The 18,885-nt window shown below is 55.2% G+C and carries 15 protein-coding genes; 10 read left to right on the top strand and 5 right to left on the bottom strand.

Annotated elements, in window-relative coordinates; translation table 11 throughout:
• Window positions 1-12: 12 nt before the first annotated feature.
• Window positions 13-1,206 (bottom strand): M20 metallopeptidase family protein, encoded by a 1,194-nt coding sequence (locus tag SACSAC_RS22540; RefSeq protein WP_037290589.1) that lies wholly within the window; start codon window positions 1,204-1,206, stop codon window positions 13-15.
• A gap of 308 nt (window positions 1,207-1,514) precedes the next feature.
• On the opposite strand from SACSAC_RS22540, the gene SACSAC_RS22535 reads away from it, so the two are divergent.
• Window positions 1,515-3,200: a methyl-accepting chemotaxis protein gene (locus tag SACSAC_RS22535; protein ID WP_037290587.1), complete on the top strand. Its 1,686-nt coding sequence runs from the start codon at window positions 1,515-1,517 to the stop codon at window positions 3,198-3,200.
• Window positions 3,201-3,311: 111 nt separating this feature from the next.
• On the opposite strand, the gene SACSAC_RS22530 is transcribed toward SACSAC_RS22535, so the two are convergent.
• Entirely contained in the window at window positions 3,312-4,781 is a 1,470-nt protein-coding gene (locus SACSAC_RS22530; protein ID WP_037290585.1) for an SMI1/KNR4 family protein, read from the bottom strand.
• Window positions 4,782-5,054: 273 nt separating this feature from the next.
• Here SACSAC_RS22530 and SACSAC_RS22525 point away from each other — a divergent pair, with 273 nt between their 5' ends.
• The 3 genes from SACSAC_RS22525 (at window position 5,055) to SACSAC_RS22515 (ending at window position 8,421) form a co-directional block, all read left to right on the top strand.
• On the top strand, window positions 5,055-6,455 hold the full coding sequence (locus SACSAC_RS22525) for a methyl-accepting chemotaxis protein (protein ID WP_051507333.1): 1,401 nt from the start codon (window positions 5,055-5,057) through the stop codon (window positions 6,453-6,455).
• 264 nt (window positions 6,456-6,719) lie between these two features.
• Window positions 6,720-7,922: an enoyl-ACP reductase FabV gene (gene fabV, locus SACSAC_RS22520; RefSeq protein ID WP_037290583.1), complete on the top strand. Its 1,203-nt coding sequence runs from the start codon at window positions 6,720-6,722 to the stop codon at window positions 7,920-7,922.
• A gap of 109 nt (window positions 7,923-8,031) precedes the next feature.
• Complete coding sequence (locus SACSAC_RS22515; RefSeq protein WP_037290581.1) at window positions 8,032-8,421, top strand: hypothetical protein; 390 nt, start codon at window positions 8,032-8,034, stop codon at window positions 8,419-8,421.
• A 129-nt stretch (window positions 8,422-8,550) separates the two neighbouring features.
• On the opposite strand, the gene SACSAC_RS22510 is transcribed toward SACSAC_RS22515, so the two are convergent.
• A complete protein-coding gene (locus SACSAC_RS22510; RefSeq protein ID WP_037290579.1) occupies window positions 8,551-8,970 on the bottom strand; it encodes a MarR family winged helix-turn-helix transcriptional regulator in 420 nt (139 codons plus the stop codon).
• A gap of 183 nt (window positions 8,971-9,153) precedes the next feature.
• On the opposite strand from SACSAC_RS22510, the gene SACSAC_RS22505 reads away from it, so the two are divergent.
• A complete protein-coding gene (locus SACSAC_RS22505) occupies window positions 9,154-10,650 on the top strand; it encodes an MFS transporter (protein ID WP_051507332.1) in 1,497 nt (498 codons plus the stop codon).
• A 348-nt stretch (window positions 10,651-10,998) separates the two neighbouring features.
• Here SACSAC_RS22505 and SACSAC_RS22500 read toward each other — a convergent pair whose 3' ends face one another.
• Window positions 10,999-11,775 carry a hypothetical protein gene (locus SACSAC_RS22500; protein ID WP_342666484.1) on the bottom strand — a complete coding sequence of 259 codons (777 nt, stop codon included), beginning with the start codon at window positions 11,773-11,775 and terminating at the stop codon, window positions 10,999-11,001.
• 366 nt (window positions 11,776-12,141) lie between these two features.
• On the opposite strand from SACSAC_RS22500, the gene SACSAC_RS22495 reads away from it, so the two are divergent.
• From SACSAC_RS22495 to SACSAC_RS22475, 5 genes are all read left to right on the top strand, one after another.
• The gene (locus SACSAC_RS22495) at window positions 12,142-13,641 is read left to right on the top strand and encodes a sensor histidine kinase (RefSeq protein ID WP_037290577.1); all 1,500 of its coding nucleotides are present in this window, start codon (window positions 12,142-12,144) and stop codon (window positions 13,639-13,641) included.
• The gene (locus SACSAC_RS22490) at window positions 13,634-14,338 is read left to right on the top strand and encodes a response regulator transcription factor (protein WP_245608678.1); all 705 of its coding nucleotides are present in this window, start codon (window positions 13,634-13,636) and stop codon (window positions 14,336-14,338) included. Before SACSAC_RS22495 ends, SACSAC_RS22490 begins: the two co-directional genes overlap by 8 nt.
• Window positions 14,339-14,555: 217 nt before the next feature.
• A complete protein-coding gene (locus SACSAC_RS22485; RefSeq protein WP_037290573.1) occupies window positions 14,556-15,464 on the top strand; it encodes a hypothetical protein in 909 nt (302 codons plus the stop codon).
• A gap of 15 nt (window positions 15,465-15,479) precedes the next feature.
• Window positions 15,480-16,205, top strand: a complete 726-nt coding sequence (locus tag SACSAC_RS22480) for an ABC transporter ATP-binding protein (protein WP_037290571.1) — start codon at window positions 15,480-15,482, stop codon at window positions 16,203-16,205.
• Complete coding sequence (locus SACSAC_RS22475) at window positions 16,202-17,089, top strand: ABC transporter permease (protein WP_084778283.1); 888 nt, start codon at window positions 16,202-16,204, stop codon at window positions 17,087-17,089. The genes SACSAC_RS22480 and SACSAC_RS22475 overlap by 4 nt, the downstream gene beginning before the upstream one ends.
• 326 nt (window positions 17,090-17,415) lie before the next feature.
• Here the strand turns inward: SACSAC_RS22475 and SACSAC_RS22470 are convergent, their stop codons facing one another.
• On the bottom strand, window positions 17,416-18,885 hold the full coding sequence (locus SACSAC_RS22470) for an MFS transporter (RefSeq protein ID WP_037290567.1): 1,470 nt from the start codon (window positions 18,883-18,885) through the stop codon (window positions 17,416-17,418).

The following is an 18,885-nucleotide window of genomic DNA, read 5'->3' as shown; positions in this document are numbered from 1 at the left end:
CAAGAGAAAGGATTAGGATTCGCCCAGCAGCTTATCTGCTGCGATCGCCAGGAAGGCTTTGGCGGCGATCAGCAGGGCGCGTTCGTCGATGTCGAAGCGCGGGTGGTGGTGCGGGAATGCGGTGTCTGCACTCTCGTTTTGCGAGCCGACGTTGAAGAAGTTGCCTGGGCGATGTTGGAGATAGTAGGCGAAGTCTTCCGCGCCCATCGAAGCGTCAAGGCCGAATAACGCTTCTTCGCCGAACTGGCGGGTGAAGATTGACCGAACCTCTTCGGCTTGCTGTTGTGGGTTCACGAGCGCCGGGTAGCCGTTTACGTAGTCCAGTTCATAGGTAGCATGCTCGGCAAGCGTGATGCCGTGCACCATGTCGCGGATATCGCGTTCGAGCTGTTTGCGCACGTCCGGATCGAAGCTGCGTACCGTACCTTCAATCTTGGCTTTGTCCGCGATGACGTTGAACGCCGCGCCGGCTTGGAATACGCCTACGGTCACGACGGCCGAGTGAAGCGGGTTGATATGGCGCGCCACGATATGCTGAAGCGAGGTCACGAGTTGGCTGCCGACGACGATCGCGTCGACGGTCTGGTGCGGCTTCGCGCCGTGGCCGCCTTTGCCTTGGACCGTGATGGCGAACGAATCGACCGCAGCCATCGACGGACCGGACGAGACGGAAAGTTTGCCCAGCGGCATGTAGCTCGCCAGATGCGCGCCGTACACTTCGTCGATGCCTTCAAGCGCACCGGCTTCGATCATCGCGATCGCGCCGCCCGGCAGTTTCTCTTCGGCATGTTGGAAAATGAAGCGAAGGCTGCCTTTCAGATCGCTTTGGCGATCCGCCAGTACCTTGGCAACGCCGAGCAGCGTGGAAGTATGCCCGTCGTGTCCGCAAGCGTGCATCACGCCGGGATTGTTCGATTTATAAGGAACGTTGTTTTCTTCATCGATCGGCAGAGCGTCGAAGTCGGCACGGAAAGCGATCGAGGGCCCTGGATGTACGCCTTTCAAATCAGCCAGAATGCCGTTGCCGCCTACGCCTGTACGTACTTCGTAACCGAATCCGGTCAACGTTTCCGCGATAAAGCGGGCCGTATTCGTTTCTTGGAATGAGAGCTCCGGGTTGGCGTGCATGTGGCGGCGCCATTCTACGATCTGTTCATATTCGCCTTCAAGGCGTTCGATCCATTGATCTTTGGTCTGTATGGTCATCTCATCGATCCTCCCGCAATATGTAATGATACTATTTATTTTCGCATTATTATCAATATGGTTTTCAAAATATCACTTTCCCGGTAAAGCGTCAAATATGCAAAGCAGCTTAAAGTAAGGAAAAAGCAAAGCGTACCGGGAGGTTGGCGGCAGCGAATTTTATTTTCCGAGTCAATGACTGTGAATTGCGAAAAGAAAAAGCAAGGCTCACGACTTTTTTCGACAAATTGCTATAAAAAGGTAGGATAAAAGACCGATAATACAACGGAAGCACTAAAATCAAAAATGATCCGGGAAGCAGGAGAACGATGAGAGTCAGAACTAAATTATTTGCTGTTATTTTGATGCTGGTTGCTGTATTGATGGGTAGCGGAGCTTTATCTCTGGTAGCGATCGATAATAGTATGAAAAGTTCGGCTCGACTGGAAGACAAGTTGGAGACGCAAACCTTTTTGAAGCAGTTGCAATACCGGATGACGGGGCTTGCTAATGATGAACGTGGATACTTGCTGACTGGCGATACGGAATTCGCGGATGGTATGGGAAAAAAGACGGAAGATATCCGAGCCATGTTGGAATCGGAAGCTCTTCGTTTGCAAGGGAATGATCTGGATTCGCTGCAAAAGATCGGAGCCGAATTAAGTCGGATGATCGAGCTGAACGGACAGGTCCTGCAATTTGTGGCAAACGGACAACAAGAGCAAGCAGAGCAACTGCATTTCGGCGAGGAGCGGACGCTGCGCAAAGAGCAGGTCGATCCGGCCGTGAACGAGTTCGTTGATCGGCTCGATGCCGAAGTTGCGGCTATGAAAGCCGAAAACGAAAGCGATGCGAAACGGAATCAAACCATTCTGTTCAGCGTCGTGCTCGTGACCGTGGCGGCAGGGCTTGGACTCGGGTTCTGGCTGCTGCGTTCCATTATGCGCCCGCTTACGCTGCTGGAACGCAGAATGAGCGAGATCGCGGAGGGCGACGCCGATTTGACCAGCCGAATCGAATGGGACAAAAAAGACGAATTCGGTCACTTGGCAGGCAGCTTCAATCGATTTATCGGCTCGCTGCGCGACATGATGGCGCGAGTAGGCGAAGCTTCGGAGCACTTGGCTTCGGCATCCGAGCAGTTCTCCGCGAGTGCCGAACAGTCCAAATCGACTTCGCATCAGGTAGCGGCTGCCATGCAGCAAATCGCGGAGCGCGCAGGAGAGCAGACGCAGACGGTCGGGCAAAGCACGGAATCGGCCAAAGAGACCTTGGGAAAAATTACGCAGATTGCCGCTTCGACGGCTGAAGTCGCAGCTTTTTCGCGGGATATGAGTCGTCGGGCCGCCGAAGGCGAGCGGGCGATCGTTCAGATCGATGAGCAGATGAGCGATATCAAATCGGCTGTGGTCGAGGCGGATGAACGGATCGCCCAGCTTGCTGTCCATGCGGAGCGGATTGATGACATCACTTCGCTCATTAACGAAATTTCCGGGCAGACCAATCTGCTGTCGTTGAATGCTTCCATTGAAGCGGCCCGGGCCGGCGAGGCCGGCCGAGGCTTTACGATCGTGGCGGGCGAGGTGAAAAAGCTGGCCGAACAATCGGCCGATTCGACGCGGGAAATCAAGGAATTGGTCGCCAGCATTCAGCAAGAAACGCAGGCGGCGATGGAAAAAATGCACGACGTGAAGACCCGCGTGGAAGAAGGCGCAGGCGTGACGCACCACGGCGCGCAGCAGTTCGGCGGCATTCTGCATGCAATCGGCGAAGTGTCGGATCGCACGGAGGCGATGGCGGCTTCGACGGCGCAAGTGCACGACGGATTCGCCGACGTCTCGCGTTCCATGGAGGACGTCAGCTCGGGAACGCAAGAAATTTCCGGCGGCACGCAGGAAATCGCGGCCGCGACGGAGGAACAGCTGGCGGCGGGGGAAGAAATGCTGCACGGGGCTTCGTCGTTGAACAAGCTTGCGGATGAGCTGCGCGTGCTTGTGGGGCGGTTTAAGGTTTGAATGAACTTCCTATTCGGGGAGGCGGCTTGGGGCGACGCTGCGTTAGAAATTCGCATCTTCGCTTCGCCTTGAATAGAACAATCGCAAATCTTAAATCTGACGAGGTACGCGTCAGGTTAGGGGAAAGGCAAGGGCGGCGATCGCTTCGGAGATCGCCGTTTTTTCTTTGCGCAGCACGGCGGAGGCGTGCAGGGTTTCGAGCAGGCGCAGGAGTTCGGTGCGCTCCGCATGACCGTTCGGGCCGGCGAACAAAGCCGGAATTTCATCTTCGGGCAGCAGGCCGATCGCGGAGACGGCGGTCATGCGGAGCGCGTCGGCGCTTTGCAGCCAGCGGATCAGGTCTTCGGCTTGCGGTCGGGAAGCGGCAAGCAGGGTGTCCCAACCGCTGAACGGGAACGAGACATGCGGCTCTATCCAGGGAATGACGCGGCGGCTATGGAAGGCAGCGAGCGAATAAGTCGGCGGCGAGATGCGTCGGCCGGATTGCCGGGCTTCGCGCTCAATATCGCGCAGGACGAGCGGCAGGCCTTCGTCTTCGGGCAGGCATACGGCTGCGAGACGATGCAGCACGCCTTCGTCTGCTTCGGGAAGAAAGGCGGCGGGATCTTGCGCCGCGTCGTTTCCGGAGTCGGCTTCGCGGCGCGCGACAAGCGGCGCTTCTGACGTCGGGCGCTCGGCGGCATCCTTGCCCGCTTTCGCCGTCCACAGCGTACGCACCCAATCGGCAGCGTCGCTGCCCATCGCTTCGCCGATCAGGATCAGCCGGTCGCGGCGATTCCGCTTCGGTTGAGGTTCTTCGCCGCGTGCTATCCATTCGCGAAGGATATCTTCGACGGAATGGTATTCCTTGAGCAAAGGACCGATCTCGCGTCTCGGCGTCAACTCCGGATCGTCGGAAGCAATCATCTCGAATAATCGGAGAGCCGCGGGAAGATCATTTTGGACGTCTTCCCATTGCAGCTCCCGATAGTCCTTGAGCCACGCCTGCCATAACTGCCCGTTGGTTCCGTCCGGTTCCAGGCCGTCCGCACCGAGAAACGGAACATAACTGTCGCCGTAAGCCCCGATCAGCCCGAGTTTCGTAATCCGTTCAAAAAAGTCCGGCAGCGACGGGGCCAGCAGACGGAACTCGTCTTCTTCGTGCGACCAGGATACGACGGCGGAGCCTGAGGCGCTTTCCAGATCGAACAGCAGCAGATCGCCGTTGCCCGCCATATGGAACGCGAGATAACGGCGCTGCTGCATTTCGTCGCCGTTATCGTCGAAGAGACCGGGGAAATCCATGTCTTTGATGTTCCAGCCGAGATCGCCTTCGGATACGTTTGGGAACGGGATCAAGATTCCGTCGGGGAATGCCCAATCGACCTCGGCATGAAAATAACCGAAACGAATCAAATCTTTCAAGTCTTCCGGCAGAAACAGGCCCAGCCGCTGTTCGATCTCTTGAATCATATTCTCCGGATCGTTGACGAATGAATAAAGTCCGCCGCCGGATTGTCCGCTGCGGTCGGTAATTTGCTTGGTGATCAGATCCCATTCTTTGATCCAGATCTCGAATCGCGCTTTTGTGATCTTATTCATAACCTTTTCCTTTCCTGAATAAAAAGTTTTAAAAAAATTTGTATTTCAAATCAAAAATTAAATTGCTCTAAATAAAATTTTAAAAAATTCGTAAGTAAGTGTTTAAATACTCGCTAACTAGGATATAATAACTAGTAGATAGTAAGAACTAGACCTAAAGACCTTTTTTGAATAAAAAGCTGTTGAAATAGAGAGAAAGACGGCTCGTTCGAACTGAAACGCAGGTCTAAAGTTCCTTTTTACTCTCAATAATGATAAAAGAGGTGCGAAATAATGAAAAACCGATTTAAAACGCTGTTTGGAAGCTTGTTCACTCGAATCCTGGCTGCTGCCGTGCTCGGCATGCTGCTTCCTACCGTTTTGAACTTCGTATTGATGAGCGATTTCGTTCAGCAGGCCAACGTATGGCGGATCGGTCCGCTGGTCGTCTCGGTGTTCGGCTTCGTCGTGTCTTTCGTCTTGTTGTTCTTTATTGTAAAAGGGATCGTTCGACCGATTCAAGCGGCCACGGCGCATTTGGACAAAATGGCCGACGGCGACTACACGCAAAAGCTGCCGGAAAAGTATCTGGCGCGCAATGACGAGACGGGGACGCTCAACCGCGCGGTGGACCGCATGCACAAAGCGGCGCGCATGCTGCTTGCCAGCGTTTCCCGCGAATCCGCGGAGCTGAAAGAAGCGACCGCGACTGCCCAACAAAAGTTCGTCGGGATGGAACAAGGATTGTCCGGCGTCTCCTCCACGACGGAATTGATGGCGGCGGGCATGCAGCAGACCGCCGCTTCCGCCGAAGAGATCGACGCGTCGACCCAGGAATTCGAGCGCGCGGTCGGGTCGATCGCGAAACGCGCCGAAGAAGGCGCCGAGCAGGCCGGACAAGTCAGCGCCCGCGCGATGGAAGCGCAGGAGAATCTGACGCAATCGGTCGAAACCACCACCAAAGTTTACACCGACGTCAAAACGCAGCTGGACCTGGCGCTCGAAGAGTCGCATTCGGTGAACATGATCCGCGAACTGGCCGATTCGATTCTCCAAGTCGCGCAGCAGACCAACCTGCTCGCGCTGAATGCTTCGATCGAAGCGGCGAGAGCCGGAGAAGCCGGCAAAGGCTTCGCGGTCGTGGCTGACGAAATCCGCAAGCTGGCCGACGCTTCGAAGCAGTCGGTCGGACAGATTCATAGCGTTACCGAGAAGGTCGTCAGTTCGGTCGATAATCTTCAGAACCAGACCGGACGCCTGCTGCAATTGATGACGACGGAGATCGCGGCCGATTATCAAATGATGCAAAGCAACGCCGACGCTTACTTGCAGGACGCGCTCTATATCGAAAACATGGTTTCCGATTTCAGCGCGACCAGCGAACAGCTTAGCGCTTCGGTGCAAAACTTGTCCAAAGCGATCAGCGAGATCGCGGCGGCCAACGGCGAAGCGGCCGAAGGCACCGAAACGATTTTCGAGCAGGCTTCCAACGTATTGGCACTGTCCGGCGAAGTCGCCGTTCAAGCGCAACGCACGGGCGAAAGTTCGAAACGCCTCGACGAGCTTTCGGCGATGTTCCGCTTCAACAACCAGGAAGGCGAAGGCTTCGCCGCGGCGGCAGCGCAAGCAACGGCTTCTTCGGCACCGCATCCCGCAACCGCGCCGAAGCCGGCCCGCAAACCGAGCCTGGTTTGAATCCGTCAGGATCGGGAGCGTGACCGCTTCCTCCCGGATCCTGCAGGCGTACCGTCGCACCGCAAAATCTGATACGCCGAATCCGAGCGAAGTCCTGAGGGGCTTCGCTTTTTTGCGTTTTTCGACGATTGCCGAGTCCTGCATCCGCAAGCCGATGTCGCGAAGTGTGCCTAATTGTGAAATAATTGTTACAATACTACGGACAGGCGCCGCATCGATCCGTCGATCGCGCGCTCAAGAATCGAAAAAGCGAGGGACATCACGATGATAATCAAACCAAGAACGCGCGGATTTATTTGCACGACGGCTCATCCGGACGGGTGCGCCGCGCAGGTTCAACAGCAGATCGACTATGTCGCGGCCAAGCCGCGTCTTGAAGGCCCGAAAAACGTGCTCGTGATCGGAGCGTCGACGGGATACGGGCTGGCCGCCCGGATCGCGGCAGCTTTCGGATCGGGTGCCGCGACGGTCGGCGTATACCGCCCGAGCAAAAGCAGCGAGACGCGTACCGCATCCGCGGGCTGGTACAACTCGGCCGCGTTCGAGCGGAAAGCCGCCGAAGCCGGACTCCGTTCGTTCAGCGTTACGGGCGATGCTTTTTCGAACGAAACGAAGGCTCGAACGGTAGAAACGATCAAAGCCGAGCTGGGGCAAGTCGACCTGGTCGTGTACAGCGTCGCTTCGGCGCGCCGCACGAACCCGAAAACGGGCGAGACCGTCAATTCCGTACTGAAGCCGATCGGCGCATCCTACACGAATAAGACCGTCAATTTCCATAGCGGTGAAGTGAGCGAAGTGACGCTTGATCCGGCGACGGACGAAGAGGTTGCGGCGACCGTGGAAGTGATGGGCGGCGACGATTGGCAGTTGTGGATCGACGCGCTGCGCGAAGGCGGCGTATTGGCTGACGGCGCGACGACGATTGCATACTCCTACATCGGCCCGGATCTGACTCAGCCGATCTATCGCGAAGGCTCGATCGGACGGGCGAAGGATGATCTGGAGGCGACGGCACACCGCATCGGCGACCAATTAGCGGCAAACGGCGGACGTGCCTTCGTGTCGGTCAGCAAGGCATTGGTTACGCAATCCAGTTCGGCGATTCCGGTCGTTCCGCTGTACGTGTCGGTTCTTTACAAGATCATGAAGGAAAAAGGACTGCATGAAGGCTGCATCGAGCAGACGTATCGCTTGTTCGCCGAACGCCTGTATGCGACGGGAGAGGTTCCGGTAGATGAGGCAGGCCGCATCCGGATCGACGATTGGGAGATGCGCGGCGACGTGCAAGCGGAAGTCGAAGAGATCTGGGCGCGCATTTCATCGGAGAACATCGAGGAATCGAGTGATCTGGCAGGCTACCGCAAAGAGTTCTTCCAACTGTTCGGCTTCGAAACGGACGGCGTTGATTACGAAGCTGATACGAATCCGGTCGTGGATATGCCTGTAGGTAGTCAACGCTCCGTATAAAATCAACTCGGATACATCTATATAAAGTTCGCAGATATAGACAGAAAAAGGCTTCGATTTACGGAGGGGATGAATCGATTTACGCGCCGTAGAGAGGAGAGTTTTACGTTTGTTGAATAGATTTGATCGCGCTTTTCAACCCTTGACCTGGGTGCTGCTTGCTTTGATGGCGGTAAGTTTGTTTGCCTTGGACAACGCGTTTACGACGCCGTTGCTCGGTGTGTATGTGCTTCTGTCGGCGGTTCGCTACCGCTCGTCAATCGCGAATACGTTGCTCCGTTCGACGCCGAAGCAAAAAGGACTGCTGGTGCTGACCTTTGTCGGCTCGGTTGCGCTATCATTCGTGCTCATTCGCTTCGGTGGGCGGTTTCTGGAGTCTCAAGGCATTGGTCCGGTATTTTTGTATATCTGGATTGCGCTTGTGATCGGAATTGCTGTGGCGATCCTGCTCGGGGTGGCTTCGCGCTTCGGACTGGTGTCGGAGAGTAGAAGTCGCTAATCGGGGCGTGTAAAAAGCATGAAATAGGAAAACGGGCAGTTCGCGTGAGCGGGCTGTCCGTTTTTGGATTGGAGCGGCTTCGGTATGTCGAACGGCTTGCGTGCCACGGTGAGCGGATAATACTCCGTGTCAGGACTCCTCATACACCTTTTTCAACAATCCGGCCAAAAGAGCTTCTTCTTCTTTGCTCAGATTGCGGGTAATGACGGCGTTATGCTCTTCAAGCAGTCGCAGCAACACCGGGAGGAAGTCGAGGCCTTTTTGCGTGGGGTAGAGAAGATAGGCTCGGCGATCCTGCTCGTCCGCGATTCGCTCGATATATCCTTCCTGCTCCAGATGCTGAACGGCGCGCGCAGTCGTTGCTTTATCGAATTTGAGGTCAATCGTGAGCTGCTCCTGACGGATACCGGGATGAAGCAAAATGTTTTTAAGAAACGCATGCTGACCGCCGCCGCCCAGTCCGTAGGGTTTGAGCGCTTGTGTCAGTTGCTTTTGATTTTGCCGATAGAGGATCGAAATCCATCTGCCGATCGGATATTGTTCGGACATGCCGGGATAGCTCCTTTCTTGAAACGGAACGGAACAGCAGCAGGCTGAGCGTTGATGTGCCGTGCATTTGGTTAACTCTACATCTAAAAAGTGTAACGAATATTGGTTGCGTTCGCAACCTTTTTGACGTACACTGTACGAGTTAACTCGTTGCGCACGCAACCAATAAGCGGAGGTGTAAACGTGAATCCGGCTATTTCTTCGTATCAGGACGATCCCCGGGTGCAGCAGCGCCGCTGGCGCATCCTGATTATTCTTAATTTATTTACGTTCATGGCGACGCTCGACGGGAGTATCGTCAATGTGGCGCTGCCTACGATTACCGGCGACCTCGGCTTGCAGCTCGGACATGCGCAGTGGGTATCGAGCATCTATTTGATGGCGATCTGTTCGTTTATTTTGCTGTTCGGTCGGTTGGGCGATATTTTCGGAAAAATTCGCGTTTTTCAGATCGGCACGGTTGTGTTCGTCGTCGGCTCGCTGTTATGCGGGTTAAGCGGGTCGTTGGCCACTTTGATCGCAGCGCGCATTATTCAGGCGATCGGAGCTTCGATGACCATGGCGAACAGTCAGGGCATCGTGACCGATATCTTCCCGGCCAACGAACGCGGCAAAGCGCTCGGCCTGGTCGGCACGTTCGTCTCGCTCGGCAGTATCGCGGGTCCGGGAATCGGCGGGATTATGGTCAGTTCGTTGGGTTGGGAGTCGATCTTCTGGATTAACGTGCCGATCGGAGTGATTGCGATCCTGCTCGGGGCCAAGCTGCTGCCGGGCGATATCCGCATTTCCAAAAAAAGCATCGACGGCGGCGGAAGCCTGCTGTTTGCCGGGTTTATCGTTTCGCTGATCGCGGCCATTCTGCTGGGGCAGGAGATCGGGTACGGCGACTGGCGAATTATCGGATTGTTGGTGTTCGCGGTGGCTTCGTTCTTGCTGTTCTTGCGCGTGGAATCGCGAATCGGCGAGCCGATGCTGGATCTGAGCCTGTTTCGGAATCCTTTGTTCACGTTGAGCATTTTGTGCGGCTTCCTGGTGTTCGTGAGCATGTTCTGCTACAACATCATCGCGCCGTTTTACCTGCAATCGATTGTCGGTTTGTCGCCGAGCAACGCGGGTTGGATGATGATGATTTATCCGCTGGTGATGGTCGTGATCGCTCCGATCAGCGGCGCGATGTCCGACCGGTTCGGCTCCGAGTGGCTGACCTTCATCGGCCTGCTGCTGATGGTCGGCGCTCAAGCCGGTCTCGCTTCGCTGCATGAAGGCAGCACGTTGATTGCGGTGGGCGCGTTCATCGCATTGCTGGGCTTGGGCGGCGGCATGTTCCAGTCGCCCAACAACTCGCTGGTGATGTCGACCGTTCCGCGACCGCGCCTCGGTGTGGCGGGCAGCGTCAATTCGTTGATCCGCAACCTCGGCATGGTGGTCGGGATCGCGGTCGCGACGACCACGTTGTTCGGCGTGATGAGCAACCAGGCCGGCTACCGGGTAACGGGCCTGATCCCGGATCGCCCGGATATTTTCCTCACCGGCATGCATATCGTCTTTACCGTTTCGGCTTCCATTTGCGTCGTGGGTGCATTGCTAACCGGATGGCGGTTGCTGACGCGCAAGCGGCGGGGAGATGAAGAGGGTAGCGGCGAAAGCAGTCGCGGGAATGGAGCGGCGGCGAAGGTGTAAGCATACCTCTCGGCGCCAGATTTTATTTTAATCAAGCTACTCACGTTGTCCAAAAAGCAATGTAGAGCTCGGAATTCCTTGTTCAAAACTGCTAGATTACCTTTTGTTCAACCTAGACAAGAAATAGCGGTGTTTTGAGGATAAAAAAGAACGTCACATTGCTTAAAAAGCAACGTAACGCAAATGACTGAGTTTTTAAATGCGCCACGTTGCTTTCTAGTCAATGTAGCAACAAGAAAGAGAGTAAGTTGGTTCTACAAGCCGATTTCTTTATAGAGATGATAAAAAACTTCCTAAACTACACTCTGTTGCGGAGAATAGATTTAGGAAGTTTTTTGATTTTACAGATCAACTTAACAGAAAAGAAGGAAATTTTGCGTTTGTGCTCAACTCGTAACCGCGGATTTGTTTACCATTGTCGCGTGGAGTTATCAATCCTAATCCGACGAGCTGAGTCAGCACATTTCTGGCAGGTCGGAAACTGAGATCATACACCTCCATCACGTCCTTCGGCCGAATCGCCCTTCCCAACCGCCAAGCCAACTTCAATACGTCTTTTTGCATCGGAGTAAGTGTTGGGTTTGCGGACGTTCCTGCCATGATCGGCATCACGCTCATTTGCAGCAGCATCCGGCACACTTCCGGGCGGCGCTGGATATCATCGAAGGCGAAGTGCAGCATTTTCCAACCCATCCCTGTGAGAAAAGTATCGCGGTTGAGCGCATAGCTGAAACGTTCACGGTCCATGTCTTTGATGTGACTCTGAAAACCGTCGCATTCAATGCCGATTTGATCGCCGTTCGCCGTAATAAAAGCAAAATCGAGAAATTGCGAACGGCGATTCCAATCGTAGATTTCGTATTCGGGATGCAGATGATCGAAGTTACCTATAAGCGGCCACCATACCTTTTCCAAAAACAGTTTCTCCGCATATTGATGTCCGCGTTCCAGTCGGCCCCGACGCTCGCCGGAGCGAAGGTTCAGATGTTGCCGTAAAAATGTGGCGTGCGCCGATTCGAATCCAAAACCCGGTTCGACTTCGGATATCGGGTTTGAACGTTTCACTGAATGCTTGGTCTTGTTCTGTTCGATCTTGTTCTTCATTCTGTTCATCTTATCCGCCATTTGCTCATCCTCCTTAAGTCCCCCAAACGCAAAAAAACGTCCTCTCGGCCCAATGCCGGGAGGACGTTCTTCGTCGCTCGGTCGTTTATCAATGAGAAAAGTATAGCACAAGCCGCTTCTCGGCAGAAACTCTTCAACTGAGCATTCCATCCTTTTCTTGCCGAACAATCAGCTTGAGAGTATTAGTTTATCTTTTGTTAAAATCTCGTTTAGCCCTTCGTTATCCCGGCATGCTATCATTCAGAGGATAACAACGCGTGCGGCAAACGGATTCGCTCAGCTCTGTTTCCGCAATCCAAGCGAAAGCCGTCCGTAATATGACAGAGCGGCCACGCGTCCAACCCAAGCGAAAGCGGGAGATTGTTCATGACTATTAAACGAAGACTATTCATATCCAATATCCTAATGATCGTCATTCCGATCGTGTTGGCGATCATGCTGTCTATTTTGCTGGCGCTGCTGCTTTGGAGGGAGTTTGATTTCGAATTCGGCAGCGACAAAGATTATTACGACGCGCGCGATTCTGTCATGGAAGCCGCTCATGCCTTTTTGGAAAATCCGGATACGGATACAGGCAGGCTTGAGTTCATGATGAAACGCGTCGACGAGCTGCTGACGAACAACGATATGTCGCTGCGCGTGTACGAAACGGATGCGCCGACGGATTCCGAAACCGAACTCGGCACGGGAACGCTGCGCTATTCGCTCGGTACGGAGCCTTTTGACGCCGCGAAGCTCGCACAAGGCCTGGCCTCGCTCGGCGGAACCGGACTTATCGGCCAGAACGGCCGCGAGCTCTATGTGACGGACTCTGAAGGATTGGGCAGCATCTACCGCATCGAACTGTACAGCACACGCATCATCGCCGAGGAAGAAAGCGTTCATGGGCAAAACGACGGCTGGATTCCGATCGGGATCATTCTGGGTATGTTGGCCGTTTTGTTTTTCACCAGCCAATTCCTGACCCGTTTCGTATTCCGGCATATTCGCGATCCGCTGAAGATTCTGTCCGACGGCGTGAACCAGATCCGCGACGGTAATCTCGACTATCGCATTCAATACAAACGCAAAGACGAATTCCGCCCGGTATGCGAAGCCTTTAACGAAATGGCAGGGCGCTTGAAGGAATCCGTCTGGGCGGTGCAGAAGCAGGAGATGAACCGCAAAGAATTGCTCGCCGGCATCTCGCACGATCTGCGTTCCCCGCTGACTTCGATCAAAGCGTACGCGGAAGGGTTGTTGGACGGCGTGGCGGCGACCAAGGAATCCCAGCACCGCTACGTGAACATGATCAAGACCAAAGCCGAAGATATCGATCATATGGTCTCGCGGTTGTTCCTTTTTTCGAAAATGGATCTGGGCGATTACCCGAATTACCCGGAGGATCTGGACGCGCGCGAAGAGTTGGAAGGCTTTTTCCGAGCGACTGCCGAAGAGCATGCGCATGAAGGGTTGAAGATCCATATCGGCAAGTTGGAAAAAGGACTGACGCTGCATGCCGATCCGGTTCAGTTCCGGCGGGTGTTGGCGAATATCGTGGAAAATAGCTTGAAATACAAAGAACAGCCGGAAGTCACCGTATCGGTAGAGGCAACCAGACGCAGCGATACCCTGCGGATTGCCATCGAAGATGACGGGCCGGGGGTGACGGATGAGGCGTTGCCGAAGCTGTTCGACGTCTTTTACCGCAGCGATGCTTCGCGCAACAGTCCGAATCGGGGCAGCGGCCTGGGATTGGCGATCTCGGAAAAGGCGATTACCTTTATGGACGGAACGATTCACGCGGAGCATGCGACAAGCGGCGGGCTGCGGATCGTGATCGAATTGCCGATTAGCGATGCAGAAGGAGGAAGCAGACGTGTCTAACGGAAAAAAGATTCTGATCGTCGAGGACGATAGCGCAATTGCGGAGATCGAACGGGATTATTTGGAGATTGACGGTTTTGAAGTGGAGATCGTCGATAACGGCCCGGCAGGGATGGATCGAGGGGGGAGCGGCGAGTTCAACCTGATTCTGCTCGACGTCATGTTACCGGGCGCGGACGGGTTCGCCGTCTGCCGAAAGCTGCGGGAAACGGTGGACGTGCCGATTCTTATGGTAACGGCGCGCCAGGAAGACATCGACAAGATTCGTGGACTCGGGCTGGGCGCGGACGATTATATCGTAAAACCCTTTTCTCCCGGTGAGTTGGTTGCGCGCGTGAAAGCAAACCTGGCTCAATACGAGCGGTTGCGGAACCGGGGCGGAGCGCCTACGGACGGCGGCGAACTGAAAGTCGGACAGATCACGATCCGGCCCCAGTCGCGGAGAGTCTATGTGCGAGGCGAAGAGCTGACGCTCAAAAACAAAGAATACGAGCTGCTGCTATTTCTGGTCGAGCATGTCGATATGGTGTTGAGCAAAGAAACGTTGTACGAACGAATTTGGGGCTATGACGCGATCGGCGACAGCGCGACGGTGGCGGTACATATCAACCGGCTGCGCGACAAGATCGAAGAAAATCCGGGCGATCCCAAAGTGATCCAGACCGTTTGGGGCGCGGGGTATCGTTTTAAAGCATAAGGTATGTCGGGAAAATGGAGATCAAGGACTTCCGTGCGCAGAATGTGGAGCGTAGACGGAGGTCCTTTTTGTATGAAGAAAAGAAAGCGTTTGAACGAATATTTACGGATGGTTTAACTTTTGTTTAGAAACGTTGAAAGTTCCGTTTATCCCTCCGCTGTAGGATATGAGTAGGCAAAGGAAACACACAACTTTACAAACAAGAGGAGAGATTGGGATGAAAAAAAGCACGCGCAACAAAACAATCGGCGTAATGGCGGCAGGCATGATCGTAACGGCAAGTCTCGGAGCGGCGGCCTATGCGAATGGCAGCGCTTATGACAACTTCCGCACGGCAGTCGTGAAGACAGCGGCAATCGACAACTCGACACTGACTTCCAATATCCAAGTGACGCAAAACGGCGCGGTTACGGCGAGCGGTAAATTGGAAGTCCAATCGGCAGGCGAAGACCTCTACTCGTCGGGACAATTCGAGATCGGCGGCCACACCCTTGCGGTCGAGCAGTCCACGGACGGCGACAAGCTGATTCTGCGTAAAGGCGATCAATACTACTCCGTGGACGCTTCGGGCGAAGAACTTAGCGAGAAGCCGGACTTCGAAACTTCGCCAAGCGCGATCCGACTGGCGGAAGCGGCGAGCGATCTGCTGCTGGGCGACATCAAAAACCGCTTTACGGAAAATGGAGATACGATCACGCTGAGTCTGACGGATGCGCAAATTCCGGAACTGGCGAACCTCGCGATGAACGCGGTGCTGGAAGCAGGCGCGCAGCATGGCACGGATCGCCTGAGCGAAGAAGCGCAGTGGCAGTCGGAATGGTCGGACTTTGACGGAGCTTCGTTGTTCCCAATCACGTCGAACGGTCGCGTGGAAAAAGTTCGTCTGGACGCTAAGGTAACGGACGGTACGATTACGGCTCTGACAACGACGATCGGCGTATCCGGTCTGGACAAGGATGGGCAAAAGGTTGAGCTGGAAGCTTCGATCGATAGCGCCTTCAGCAACATCGGCAGCACGGTTCCGCAAGATATCGACGTGACGGGCAAAAATGTCGAAGAAGTCGATCTGGAGTCGGGCCACGGCAAATTCGGTCACGGGCCTTTCGGCAGCGACCGTTCACAATAAGAGAGGAGTTTACCCATGACCATCGTTCGCATAGAAAACCTGACCAAGAAGTATGCCAATCGGCGCGGTATCGATCAGTTGTCGTTCGAAGTTGAAGCCGGCCAGGTATTGGGGCTGCTCGGCCCGAACGGCAGCGGCAAGACGACGGCGATGAAAGCCATGACGGGGCTGCTTACACCGGATGCGGGCACGCTCTCGCTGCTCGGCATGGACCCCGCGGAAGACCTTCCCGCCATTTTGGAACGGACGGGCTGCATGATCGAGACACCCGGGCTGTATCCGTATTTGACGGCGGAGCAGAATCTCCGGCTGACGGGCCGCTTCTACCCAGGCTTCGATGCGGCGAGGGTCGAACCGCTATTAGAGCGTGTAGGATTACTGCCTTATCGCAAAGAAAAAGTGCGCAAATTCTCGGTCGGCATGAAGCAGCGTCTGGCGCTGGCTTCCGCGCTGCTGCCGCAGCCGGAGCTGCTGGTGCTGGACGAACCGACAAACGGCATGGATATCGAAGGAACCGCGATGTTCCGCGAACTGCTGCTGCAAGAACGGGAGCGGGGCAGCGCGGTCGTTCTGTCGAGCCACCTGGCACATGAGATGGAGCAGCTATGCACTCATGTTGCGGTGCTGCGCGAAGGCGTATTGGTCGATACCGCGTCCGTGCCGCAGGTGTTGGAGCAGTATGGAAGCATTGAGCGTTATTACTTGAGAGTGACAAATGCGGATGGGAGGGAAGCGATATGAGTAGACCCGGTAACGAAGCTATGAAGGAAAATGCTGCGACCCGAATAGGAACGAGTGTGATGAAAAAGGCAACAACTGGGGCAAATCCATCGGCAAATTTCAGTGCTCCAGCAGGAGTCAGACAGGGAAACGGCCCTACGCTTAGCGGAATGATCCGGCGTACGGCGGAAGTTGAACTGTATAAGATTCTAGCCCAATTCAAATATCGCGCTGTTCCCGTGCTCGTCGCTATAGTTCCGCTGGTGATGCTCTTGCTAAACGGCAATGCGGGCAGCTTGATCCGCTTCTCCCCGGAAAATCTGCCGTACACCTTGCTCTCGCTCGCAGCTTCCGTCATTCTCCCGCTCGTGGCTTGTATGCTGGCAGCCGACCTGTTCGCCGGAGAACGAGAACGCGGCGAACTGAAGATCCCGCTGACCCGCCCGGTAAGTCGCCCTGCGCTTGCCATCGGCAAAGTAAGCGCGATGCTCGTCTATCAAGCTGGCCTGCTGGCGATTCTACTGATCCTGTCCCTGACAGCAGCTTTACTATCCGGCGCAAGTCTTGGCGACTTGAATCTGTTCACCATACTCGGTGCCTATATCGTAACCCTGCTGCCTATAGCCGCAATCAGCACAGTCGCAGCTTTCGCTTCAACCCTAGCCCGCAGCGCAACCTCCGGCTTCCTGCTCGGCATCGTACTGCTCGTTGCATTGAACGGACTTGCCTTGGCATTCCCGGCAATCTCCCCGATGTTCCTGACCGAATACGCCGCTCTATACAAAAGCATTATCGGATCGGAGATCGCTTTCGGGCAATTGGCTATGGGCGCCGGCATCCTAATCGGCAGCGCGACCATACTTTCAACCGCACAAATCCTATTATTCGATCGAAAAGAAGTTTAAGTTCCCAGAGCCAGAGCTCCAAGCTAATAAAGCAGAGAGTGTCCAAAGGCCTTCTGAAAGCCGTGATTTTTCAAATGCCGAACGCCTCTTTTCCAAGCCAAGTTGTCTCATAAAAAAACGTTCCGCCTGGCCGAAAAGCCAAGCGGAACGTTTTTAAATCCATATCCTTTATCTTTTCTTATTTTCTCTTATCTTTTCTTGCCCCATCCCCCGTATAGCCCAGCCGGGAGCCGGTTTCGAACCGAAGCGCCTTTGCCCAAGGGGAAAAGGACAATGAAGCGCAGGTCGAAACCGGCTCCCGGCGCCACCTATACGCTCACTCCCCCTCAGTTGAACCGTCGGATATGCGGCGAACACAGCGCCACCAGCAAAATAAGAATCCCCGCCCCCGCAAAAATCGCGATCGTCGGAATCCCGCCGATCGTATCCGCCAGATGCCCGACAATGAGATACCCTACCGGAAGCAGCGCGAAAGATCCCAACATATCGAGACTTGCCACGCGCCCGAAGCTTTCGGCAGGCACCAGCTCCTGCAAGCTGATCTCCCAAATAATCATGAACATCATCATGCCGAAGCCTTCCAGCACCATTGCCATCACAAGCCCCGGTACCCAGGTCACGACCGACAGCAACAGCAAAGCCACTCCGCCCAGCAGCGCTCCGCCGTAAGCGACCAATCCGCGGCGTTTCCAATCCTTTTTCGATCCGAACAGTACCGCCGCCAGAATCGCTCCGACTGCCGTTCCCGCCATCGCGATGCCGTACACCGACGTATCCAATCCGTGATGAACCTTGAACAGCCACGGCACAAGCACCGCGACAATTCCGGTATAGCAAATATTGAGCAGCGAAAAAGCGACGATGGTGATCCATAGCCACGGCAGCTTGCTCAGCACGCGAACGCCTTCCATGAATTCCGTGCCGAAGCCGGACAGGACGGAGGAGGACGCAGCCGTTTTATCGGCCGCGGGATCGGCCACGGCTTGCGCGAGTTCCGCCGCGTCCGAAGACGGAGCGATGACCGCGCCGGCTACGACCGAAGTCGACGGCACCGCATCCGATGCTGCCGTCATCGAAGAAGGCGCCTTCGCGCGTGCCGAACGTTCCGCCCGCGCCGTTTTGGTCGACGCGAACAGACCGCTTCGCCCTTTTTGCGCGGATAACACCCGGCCCAGCATCGCGAAACAAATCAGCGAGATGAGGTACGTCACCGAATCCAGCGCGAAGCCCGCACCCGGCGATGCCGCGCTGACCAGCATGCCGCCGAGCGCCGGGCCGAGCAGTCGAACGCCTTGAATACTGATCTGGCTCAGCGCGTTGGCCGCGTTGCGGATATCCGGCGTAAATACTTCCGCGCGCAAAGCCGAGTAGGCCGGATTGAAAACGCCTTCCATCAGGCCGTAAAACACCAATCCGATATACAGCCGCTCCAATGTCAGAGTTCCGCTGAAAATCGACACAGCGGCAAGCAGCATAATACATAACCGCGCTCCGTTGCTCAGCATCACAAGCCGCAAACGGTCCGTTTTATCCACGATCCAGCCGGCAAAAGGCAGCGCCAAAATATTCGGCAGCATATAGCAGGTCATCGCCAGTCCGAGCGCGGTCGACGAATCGGTCAGCGAGTAGACGACGAGCGGCAAAATAAGTACCGACACTGAGCTTCCCAGCATCGCGATCCATTGTCCGAGCCATAGATAGGTAAAAGCTTTTGAGCGCCGGATCGGAGAGAGGAAGACGGACAATCGTGAAGCGTTGCTGCCCGCATCCGTATTTTTTTCAACTTCGGATAGCAT

Origin of the sequence: Saccharibacillus sacchari DSM 19268 (assembly GCF_000585395.1) — a bacterium.
In the GTDB taxonomy this organism is placed as follows: Bacteria; Bacillota; Bacilli; order Paenibacillales; family Paenibacillaceae; genus Saccharibacillus; species Saccharibacillus sacchari.
Note: the sequence above shows the minus strand (reverse complement) of the source record. Positions and strands in the feature narration are given on the sequence as shown.

Coding starts and splice junctions, on each gene's coding strand:
- SACSAC_RS22540 (WP_037290589.1), bottom strand. CDS start 1,206: ATGACCATACAGACCAAAGATCAATGGATCGAACGCCTTGAAGGCGAA.
- SACSAC_RS22535 (WP_037290587.1), top strand. CDS start 1,515: ATGAGAGTCAGAACTAAATTATTTGCTGTTATTTTGATGCTGGTTGCT.
- SACSAC_RS22530 (WP_037290585.1), bottom strand. CDS start 4,781: ATGAATAAGATCACAAAAGCGCGATTCGAGATCTGGATCAAAGAATGG.
- SACSAC_RS22525 (WP_051507333.1), top strand. CDS start 5,055: ATGAAAAACCGATTTAAAACGCTGTTTGGAAGCTTGTTCACTCGAATC.
- fabV (WP_037290583.1), top strand. CDS start 6,720: ATGATAATCAAACCAAGAACGCGCGGATTTATTTGCACGACGGCTCAT.
- SACSAC_RS22510 (WP_037290579.1), bottom strand. CDS start 8,970: ATGTCCGAACAATATCCGATCGGCAGATGGATTTCGATCCTCTATCGG.
- SACSAC_RS22500 (WP_342666484.1), bottom strand. CDS start 11,775: ATGGCGGATAAGATGAACAGAATGAAGAACAAGATCGAACAGAACAAG.
- SACSAC_RS22495 (WP_037290577.1), top strand. CDS start 12,142: ATGACTATTAAACGAAGACTATTCATATCCAATATCCTAATGATCGTC.
- SACSAC_RS22485 (WP_037290573.1), top strand. CDS start 14,556: ATGAAAAAAAGCACGCGCAACAAAACAATCGGCGTAATGGCGGCAGGC.
- SACSAC_RS22480 (WP_037290571.1), top strand. CDS start 15,480: ATGACCATCGTTCGCATAGAAAACCTGACCAAGAAGTATGCCAATCGG.
- SACSAC_RS22475 (WP_084778283.1), top strand. CDS start 16,202: ATGAGTAGACCCGGTAACGAAGCTATGAAGGAAAATGCTGCGACCCGA.
- SACSAC_RS22470 (WP_037290567.1), bottom strand. CDS start 18,885: ATGCTATCCGAAGTTGAAAAAAATACGGATGCGGGCAGCAACGCTTCA.